General features: G+C 69.1%; 8 protein-coding genes. 5 read left to right on the forward strand and 3 right to left on the reverse strand.

From position 1 onward, the window contains the following. The first annotated feature begins 82 nt into the window (after nucleotides 1-82). Nucleotides 83-1,204 carry an IS630 family transposase gene (locus tag AMK16_RS35620; protein WP_107417326.1) on the forward strand — a complete coding sequence of 374 codons (1,122 nt, stop codon included), beginning with the start codon at nucleotides 83-85 and terminating at the stop codon, nucleotides 1,202-1,204. A gap of 28 nt (nucleotides 1,205-1,232) precedes the next feature. Here AMK16_RS35620 and cpt read toward each other — a convergent pair whose 3' ends face one another. Then, nucleotides 1,233-1,766 carry a chloramphenicol phosphotransferase CPT gene (cpt, locus tag AMK16_RS33955; protein WP_242439071.1) on the reverse strand — a complete coding sequence of 178 codons (534 nt, stop codon included), beginning with the start codon at nucleotides 1,764-1,766 and terminating at the stop codon, nucleotides 1,233-1,235. A 369-nt stretch (nucleotides 1,767-2,135) separates the two neighbouring features. On the opposite strand from cpt, the gene AMK16_RS33965 reads away from it, so the two are divergent. Next, nucleotides 2,136-2,831, forward strand: coding sequence for a DUF6461 domain-containing protein (locus AMK16_RS33965; RefSeq protein WP_143196938.1), 696 nt, complete (start codon nucleotides 2,136-2,138; stop codon nucleotides 2,829-2,831). 295 nt (nucleotides 2,832-3,126) lie between these two features. On the opposite strand, the gene AMK16_RS33970 is transcribed toward AMK16_RS33965, so the two are convergent. Continuing rightward, on the reverse strand, nucleotides 3,127-4,548 hold the full coding sequence (locus tag AMK16_RS33970) for an MFS transporter (protein WP_242439072.1): 1,422 nt from the start codon (nucleotides 4,546-4,548) through the stop codon (nucleotides 3,127-3,129). An 86-nt stretch (nucleotides 4,549-4,634) separates the two neighbouring features. Between AMK16_RS33970 and AMK16_RS33975 the strand changes: the two genes are divergently transcribed. From AMK16_RS33975 to AMK16_RS36860, 3 genes are all read left to right on the forward strand, one after another. Further along, the gene (locus tag AMK16_RS33975) at nucleotides 4,635-5,162 is read left to right on the forward strand and encodes a winged helix-turn-helix transcriptional regulator (RefSeq protein ID WP_079191931.1); all 528 of its coding nucleotides are present in this window, start codon (nucleotides 4,635-4,637) and stop codon (nucleotides 5,160-5,162) included. A gap of 1,046 nt (nucleotides 5,163-6,208) precedes the next feature. After that, nucleotides 6,209-6,658: a DUF6461 domain-containing protein gene (locus tag AMK16_RS33980; RefSeq protein ID WP_199885693.1), complete on the forward strand. Its 450-nt coding sequence runs from the start codon at nucleotides 6,209-6,211 to the stop codon at nucleotides 6,656-6,658. A 44-nt stretch (nucleotides 6,659-6,702) separates the two neighbouring features. Continuing rightward, nucleotides 6,703-6,858 carry a hypothetical protein gene (locus AMK16_RS36860; RefSeq protein WP_199885694.1) on the forward strand — a complete coding sequence of 52 codons (156 nt, stop codon included), beginning with the start codon at nucleotides 6,703-6,705 and terminating at the stop codon, nucleotides 6,856-6,858. A 1,073-nt stretch (nucleotides 6,859-7,931) separates the two neighbouring features. Here the strand turns inward: AMK16_RS36860 and AMK16_RS33985 are convergent. Further along, nucleotides 7,932-8,384, reverse strand: a complete 453-nt coding sequence (locus tag AMK16_RS33985; RefSeq protein WP_143196939.1) for a hypothetical protein — start codon at nucleotides 8,382-8,384, stop codon at nucleotides 7,932-7,934. Nucleotides 8,385-8,684 lie beyond the last annotated feature (300 nt).

The following is an 8,684-nucleotide window of genomic DNA, read 5'->3' on the forward strand; positions in this document are numbered from 1 at the left end:
CTAGTGCTGTGACCGGGAAGGTTCGCCGGGTTGCTCGTGTGCTGGTTGGAAATGACTTACCCAACCAGCGTGGGGAGGCGGGATGGCGCAACCGGTCCGGGTTCGCAGGCTGACCGAGCAGGAGGGGCAAAAACTCCAGCACATCGTCCGGCGGGGCAGTACCAGCTCGGTGCGGTTCCGGCGGGCGATGATGCTGCTGGCCTCAGCTGGCGGCAGCACCGTCCCGGTCATAGCCCGGCTGGTCCAAGCGGACGAGGACACCGTCCGCGACGTGATCCACAAGTTCAACGAGATCGGGCTCGCATGCCTGGACCCTCGCTGGGCGGGAGGCCGTCCCCGCATGCTCAGTCCTGACGACGAGGACTTCGTCGTCCAGACGGCCACCACCCGCCCGACCCAGCTCGGCAAGCCCTTCACCCGCTGGTCGATCCGCAAGCTCGCCGATCACCTGCGACGCAACATCGCCCGGCCCGTCCGGATCGGCCGCGAGGCCCTGCGCTGCTTACTGGCTCGCCGCGGGATCTCCTTCCAGCGCACGAAGACCTGGAAGGAGTCCCCGGACCCGGACTTCGACACCAAGCTCGCCCGCATTGAATACGCGATCAACGAGCGGCCCGACCGCACTTTCGCCTTCGACGAGTTCGGACCGCTCGGCATCCGCCCCACCGCCGGCTCCTGCTGGGCCGAGCGCAGCCGCCCCGACCGGCTGCCAGCCACGTTCCGCCGAACCCACGGGATCACTTACTTCCACGGCTGCTACTCCATCGGCGACGACCAGATGTGGGGCGTCAACCGACGCCGCAAGGGCATTGACCACACCTGGACGGCCTTGAGAACGATCCGTGCCGCCCGCCCGGACGGCGCCCCCATCTACGTGATCCTCGACAACCTCTCCGCCCACACGAACTGGCGGATGAAGCGGTGGGCGGCCAAGAACAAGGTCGAGCTGTGCTTCACCCCGACCTACGCCTCCTGGGCCAACCCCATCGAAGCCCACTTCGGACCGCTGCGACAGTTCACCCTCGCCAACTCCCATCACCGCAACCACACTGTCCAGACCCGGGCCCTGCACGCCTACCTGCGCTGGCGGAACAAGAACGCCCGCCACCCGGACGTCCTCGCCGCCCAACGACGCGAACGCGCCCGCATCCGCAGCGAGAAACGCATCCGCTGGGGAGGCCGCCCCAGCACCACCGCAGCTTGAGCGGCCTGCCGAGCAGCCGATCCGGCGATCAGCTGACGTGGGCGGCGATGGTTCGCGCACACAGCAGGGACTCCGTACTCGTCGTGTCCACCTCCAGGTCATAGAGCACCCCCTCGTGAACCACATCCGCCTGCGACGCGGCCATCCCCTGGATGCGATCTCCTCGTGCGACCTCACGGCCTGCGGCGACCGCACTCTCGCACCTGACGCCGACCCACAACACGGCCAGCCCGCCCAGTGCCTTCTGCCACCGCTGCTGGGACGCCGCTCCGCCGAGGAAGACATCATCGATGATGACCCTGGCGCCTGCACGGGCCATCGCCACGACGCCGTCCATCCAGGCCGCCTCCAGCGCCCGGAAGTCCGCCCCGACGCTCACCTCGCCATCCGCCGCGAACACGATTCCCTCGTCCGACGCCTGCATCTTCGCGGGCATAGCGTCGACGAACGAATCGCACCCGAACGCCAACCACGGATCCGGCAGTACAGCCTGCAGACACCGTACGATCCCGGACTTCCCCGAGCTGGAACCACCGTTGAGTATGATCATCTGAATCGTCACCGCGCCACCGTAAGGCGCTTCCCACACGGCACGAAACGAATATCGGCACACACTGCTCCGCTGCCACAACCCGGTGAACGTTCCCGGTCACGGCACTAGGTCGTCGATGCTTGTCGGCACCCCGCGCTCCACCATGGTCCGTACGAAGTCCGCGCAGGCGTCGCGGATCGCCAGGTCGGAGTGCTCGGCGATTTTACGACGCATCGCATCGCCGAGGCTGGTCGACGTACGAGACCCCGGGGCGCTGTGAGTCCTGGGATCTCGGTCGTACCGGGGAGTGGTCAGCCGGCGTCGCGTTCGGAGGGCGGCCGTACTGACTGAAGGCAGCTGACTGGGCCGGTTGTCGGTGGCGTCATGGACCATGTCCGGGTGACTCATCGAACGCAGGACACCGATTCCGTCGGATCCGAGCCGGGGATTGCCTGGCTCGCGGCGCCCCGTTGGATTCCTTTCGGCGGATACAACGTGGTGATGGTCCGGGGGCTGACCCCGGACGAGCTGGTAGAGCGGCTCGCGGCGGCGGCCTTCTGGGGTGCACCCGCCGTCGTCCATCGGGCATCCGGCGAACACAGTGCCGAGGAGGTCGCGAACCCGGACCTCTTCGATGCCGACTCAGACGTGCACCTCCGTTACGGCGAGCACGAGGGGCTGTCGTTCGCGGTCATGTACGGCCCGTGGTGGGGCGAGTTCAACGACCTGGGCCCGGTCTCGGCCGGCGGCGCGCACGTCTTCCGTGTGGTGTTCGAAGAAGACAATGGCAAGCCCGTGCCTCCGTTCTTCGAATACTACCGGGATGGACATCTCGCCTGCTCGTTCAATCTGCACCTGGACGCGTCATGGGGATACGACGGCATCGACGGAGACCCGGCGCTGGCGGCGGAAGTGACAGCGGCCATGACAGAGGCCGGACTGCCCGTTGCCGGCCGAGGAGGCTACACGGGCGAAGAGGACGAAGAGCAGATGCGGTACAAATTGCTGGGAATTCTGGGCCGCCTCTTCGATCTCTCCCTGCCGGGCGAGCAGATCCTTCGGGGCTTCCTCGCCACAGCCACGCTGACGACCTGAGGCCATGGCCCGCGAAGCCCCCGGCCATCGACCAGCCCGAGGCCGAGACCGGAGGTCTTCCGGCACGACGCCCAGACGTCGGGCTGCTCCCCGTCGTCCGGCCCCCGGTGGACCGGCGGGCGGTGCGCACCGTGGCGGCGCCGCCGTTCCCGGTTCGCCGCCCTTGAGTCGGATGGGGGGTGCGGGGTGCGCAGGGGGGCGTTCGCCGCGCCGTGCGTGGGCAGCCAGTCATCCGAGCCCTTGCCGTGCAGGCGGCGCGGCGGCTGCGAGAGGGCGACCAGCCCCCGCCCCCTTCTCAGGCGGCGCCGGCCCGCGCGGTCTCCACGTCCTCTGCGAGGGCGGTCGGCTTGGCGGCGGTCGGCCGCGGCTTGCGGACGAGCGGGATCGTCGCGCACGCGGCGAGCAGGGCCGCCGCGGCGACCGCGTACCAGCCGTGCCGGAACGCGGCGGCAGTGTGTCCGGGGCCCGCGGTGTCGAGTACGCCGACCAGGATCGCGACGCCGAGGACCGCGCCGATCTGGCGGCCCATCGACGTGATGGCCGAGCCGGTGGCGAAGCGGGCCGGCGGCAGGGCGGCCGCCGACGCCCCGGTCAGGACCGGGAGCGTCATGCCGACGCCGAGGCCGGTCAGGATCATGCCGGGCAGGAGCGAGGCCGCGTAGGCCGAGCCGGTGTCGAGCGTCGCGGCCCACCACAGGATGCCGGCGGCGAACACGACGGATCCCGCAAGCGCGATGCGGCCCGCACCGAACCGGGCGACGGCGGGCCCGATCCGCAACGCGACCGGCGGCACCAGCAGGGGTCCTGGCGCGATGGCGAAGCCGGTGCGCAGAGCCGAGTAGCCCCACGCGCCCTGGCACCACAGGACCGCGCCGAGCAGCATTCCTGCGAACGCGATGGTGAACAGCGTCAGGGCGGCCGCGGCGGATGCGAACGCCGGGACCCGGAGCAGCGGCAGCTCGACGATCGGCACGGGGTGGCGGGCCGATCGCAGGACGAACCAGGCGCCGAGCAGCACCGCCGCGGCCAGGTCGCCGAGGGTGCGGGCGCTCATCCAACCCCAGTCAGGAGCCTTGATCAGGCCGAGCGCGAGCGTGGCGATCGATCCGGTGAGCAGGGCGGCGCCGAACAGGTCGGGCAGCGGACTCTTCTCCGTCCCGGCGCGCCCGGGTGACGGCAGCACTCTGACACCGAGCACGAACGCCGCGATCCCCACCGGCACGTTGACGATGAACACCCAGTGCCATCCGGCCTCGACCAGCAGCCCGCCGGCCACCGGCCCGAGCCCGGCGGCGATCCCGCCGATCGACGCCCAGGCGCGCACCGCCCCGGCGCGCTTCTCGGGCGCCGTCGTGTCGAGCAGCAGCGCGAGCGAGGTCGGTATCAGCAGCGCAGCGCCGGCGGCCTGTACGAGCCGTGCCGCGACCAGCGTCCCGACATCGGGAGCGAGTGCGCAGCCGACCGAGGCGAGGGTGAACACCGCCAAGCCGGTCAGGAACACCCGCTTGTGGCCGGAGCGGTCGGCGACGCGGCCCGCGACGACGAGGAGCGCGGCGAAGACGATCGCGTAGCCGTTGAGGACCCAGGAGAGGGAGCCGAGACCGCTGCCGCCGAACGAGTGGCCGATCGCAGGGAGGGCCGCGTTGACGATGAAGAGGTCGAGGTTCGACATGAAGACGGCGGCCGCGACGGTCGCGAAAACGGCTCGGGACGCCACCGGTCGGTTTGAAATTCCAACTGTCATGGACCGAAGGCTAGTCGGGCGGGTTTGAAAACACAACGGACTCGCGAGAGGATGGGGACGTGACCTCGAACGCGAAGCAGGGCGAGAACTCGGTTCCGCACCCCGACGTGCCCGGTCGGCCGTGCTCTGCGGCCGCCGCGCTGCAACTCGTCGGTGAGCGCTGGGCCCTCCTGGCGATCCGCGAGATCTTCTACGGCAACCAGCGCTTCGACCAGATCGTCCGTAACACCGGCGCGCCCCGCGACCGCCTCGCCGCCCGACTGCGTGCGCTGGAGGAGGCGGGCGTGGTCGAGCGCCGCCCCTACAGCGAGCGCCCCTTGCGGTTCGAATACCACCTCACGGAGGCCGGCCGCGATCTCGCGCCCGTGATGCACGCGCTGCTGACCTGGGGTGATCGCTGGGCGGTGGACGCTCCGCCGGTCGCCTTCCGGCACCGCGGCGGGCCCGGATCGGATCACCACGCCGAGCACGACCTCGATCTGGTGGCGACGTGCCGGACCTGCGGTGAGGAGGCCCGGTCGGGAGGCCTCACGATCGACGTGCGGGCGCCTGGATGGGATCGGGCCGGGCCCATCGAAGGCGTCTGAGCCGGCACGACAGAGCGTGCGACTCCATGGGCACGGGAACGGGCACGGGCACGTACGGTGAGCCGGTAAGCCGGTGAGCCGGCACCCGCCCCAGGCTGTCAGACGGCCCGCCGCGCAGCCCGCCCTCACGGGTTCGAGCCGCAGCCGCCGGGTCGGCCAGGGCAGCTGCGGTGACTCCGGCGGGCCGAACCAGACCCGGACGTCCTCCCCGGTGCGCACGGGCAGGAGGGGTCCTCACCTGGCCCCGGTCGCCGCCGCGGTGTGGGCACGGAGGGCGGTCGTACTGAGGTACCGGCGTTGGCGGGCTCCGGAGAGATCGATCGGCACATGCATCTCACCCGGATTGAGGGGGACGCCCCGAACCGTCCTCGAGGTAGTAGCGACGCAAGATACGGCGGAGCACCGGCGCCCCCGCCACCAACAGGACTGGAGCGGCCGCGACTGCACCGACCGTCACGGCAAGCCGGACTGCCTGGATCCCGACCACGTTCTCTATCCGCATCGCTCCAGTCTGCCGATCAGAACAGATTCGACCACCGCTCCCACGGAATGTGTGCCAGAACCCGCTACTGACCAACAAAGCCACGCTTGTCGGGTGTCACCTGATCGGGGCTCGGCTCGAAGAAGCTCAGTGATTGAGCGAGATACCGCGGTTCGGATTGTTAAGGAAGAGCTGGAACGCGACTACCCGCTACGCTCAAGATCACGCCGTGCCGACAGGAGTGTGCGGACGAGGGTAGGTGTCCCAGGCGCTCTGGACAGCACCTGACCGCACGAGGTGCCCCCGCCGGCCAGCAGGGGCACCTTGCGGCGATGATGGCGGCGTCACGTTCACCGGCGCGCAGGGCGACGGCCGCCCTCGGCACGATGCCCGACACCGCCGTGGCGACCGTGGCGTGTTCGATGCCCCTGGGGGAACCGCTATGGCTGATGGGATCAAGTGACTGGCTGACTGGGACCGCGATCTGTATGGAGTGGTCTTCGCGCGCGGCATGTCCGGAGTCGAACTCGCCGTGTGCATGGGTGGGGTCCCGGGGGCGGAAACAGTGCCCATCACCGACAGTGAGGTGGAGCAACTGGGCCTGCGTGGCCGCAGCTACGGCGTCTTCGGCGACGGGGCCGTGCGGGTCGGGCAGGACGGAGAATGGGCGTTCGCAGTCGAGTACGGCGACTCCACCGGTGGGGACCGCCTGGAGGCGATCTCCTCTGCCAGCGGCGAGGCGGTGCACTACATCCCCGTGGGGGCGCGTCCACCCGCCAGGTTCCACTACGCCAAAGACGGCGTACTGACCTTCGGATTCGGGATCGATGAGGAGCACCGCCGCTGGGGCGCAGAACCAGACCTGTTTCTGCCCGAGCTTATTGCCGAGCACGTACTGCGCCCTGACGGAAGCAAAATCTTCCCCCGGACAACGAGCCCTGCACAGGCTCGCACAAACGCACTCTCGGCCCCCTTGAGCAGCGGTTCGGCCTCTCGCTCCCGCGCGCTGCTCTGAGCGAGGGCCGCCTCCCCGCCTGCGCCGTCCGTGGCGCCGCCGCTATGACCACCGGGCGCGAAGCCGACTACCACCAGATCAAGGCATGGGCCGTCAACAACGGCCTTACCTGGGAAGACACCGGTCTGCGCGTGCCGCCCGAAATTCGAGAAGCCTGGACGGCGTGCCAGGTCCCGCAAGACCCGGAAGACGACGCGTAGAGCGGTCCCGCCAACGCTGGACGGGTCGCACCCAGATGAGGCTCGGGATACCCTCAAGCCTGCAAACGGGCGTCTGCGGCAGCCTGCCGCCATGCCATGGGAACTCAAGGAACACGCAGGTCGCCACTACGCCGTCCTGTTTCCCCTACGCCCTGCCCGACGACGCTTGGGCAGTGGACTCAGCGAGGCTGTGCCCGCGTGATGGGCGTCATGGGTTCTGCGTCGGCTGGCGACAGCGATGTTCACCGGGTTGCGGGGTTCTGAGCTGGGCTGGCAGGGGAGGATGTGTCATCTGCTTGGTGCAGGGTGCGTGTCGTTTCGCGGGTAGAAGGCTTGGCGCCTGTTTAGGGACGGTGGTGCCTTCCGGGCCGATTTCGCTGCTGTGGCCGGCGCACCCCGAGTTCGGCGAGGGGTAAGCCGCCGGCGGGCAGAGGGCGAGCTTGTGGTCCCCCCGTCGAGTGTGGCGCTCGACAGCGGCCGGCTGGCTGTCGTGCACCGCGCGGTGCGCATCTACCGGCTTATGGTGCGTGCGTCATCGTGGGTGGTTGTCCGGCAGGCCGGAGCTGGCCTTCTGGGTGGTGTTCGGTTTTGGGCTGGTTAGGCCCGGGGACGGGCGGTTCGTGGGGACGGTTTGGTGCGGTGTTGGTGGTGTCGCCGGGGTGAGTTGAGCTGGGCAGGGACACGCGGTGTCGGGGGGCGCAGGTGTCGCCGGTCAGTGAAACTGAGCAGTCGTCAGGCTTCTGACCTGCGGTTGTGCAGGTTGGCTGAGCGGGGCGGGGGCTCGGTGGTTCATTGAGTCTACGCAGAGTTCGGGGTGCGCTAGCCGTCTGACCTGTAGGTTTCTTGGCTCAGGGCCTGGTTGCGCAGGTTGGTTGGGCATTGCGCACCTTCACTGATCCGCGACAATCACACCGTTCGACATCACCCGAATGGGGCAGGGTCGGGGTTCCAGAGGCAATCCGCACCTCAAAATGAAGCACTTGGCCTTCGGATCGGGCGGCAGGTGCCGAAGCCGGGAGGTGGTGAATGCGGTGGCCGGGGTGCTGGGCGCCTCGATGAAGACGAGCGTGATGTCACACGCTCCATGGTTCAAGGACGCTCCACGTACCCTCGACCGCCTCGAAGACCCATTCCGAGCCCTCGAAGACCTCTTGCCGGTTGCTGGGACGAAGGCTGCCGAACCGCTCCGCGCATAGGTCGATCTGCATCAGTCCGTCGAACCGGGTGAATCGCGGTGGATCGAAGAGTACTCCGGCAGGCCCTTGGATCTCGTCGATCCGAAATCGCTTCACGTCGACCAGGTCCAGGCATACAGGTTCCCATCGCATGGCCTCGTCCACCACCCGGGCATCGATCACCAGCCTTACGGCCCGTCCCCGGGGTTTCCGTCCGAAGTGCTGGTCAATGATCACCCGGCGGACGACGGAATCATGGAACTCGTAGCGTGTCAGCAGCGCCGCGATCCCTTTATCTGTCAACGCATACGGCCCAAGTCTCCGCGAGGGTACTGGTGCTCCGATGTCCACTGCGCTCCTTTGTCGAGGTGCCATCGTAGGGCGAGCACCCAGCCGAGCGACGCGGCAGTCCTTCCGGTCTACTCGGGGGTGGTTACGGCCCGGGCTTGCCATGCGCCCCCGCCCAACGGGCCGTGGGCCCGGACCCCGTGTAACGGGGTCATCCAGGCGTGCGGAGCAGGCCGTTCGGGGTGGAGCGAAGCGGAACCCCGAACCAGTCCGGAGCGAAGCGCAGGACTCCGGCCCGAAGGGCCGGCCCCTGGCTCGGCCGCCGAGCGAAGCGAGGCGGTTCTCTCCTGGGCGCGCAGCGCC

This window comes from Streptomyces sp. CB00455, from assembly GCF_001905445.1.
Taxonomy (GTDB): Bacteria; Actinomycetota; Actinomycetes; order Streptomycetales; family Streptomycetaceae; genus Streptomyces.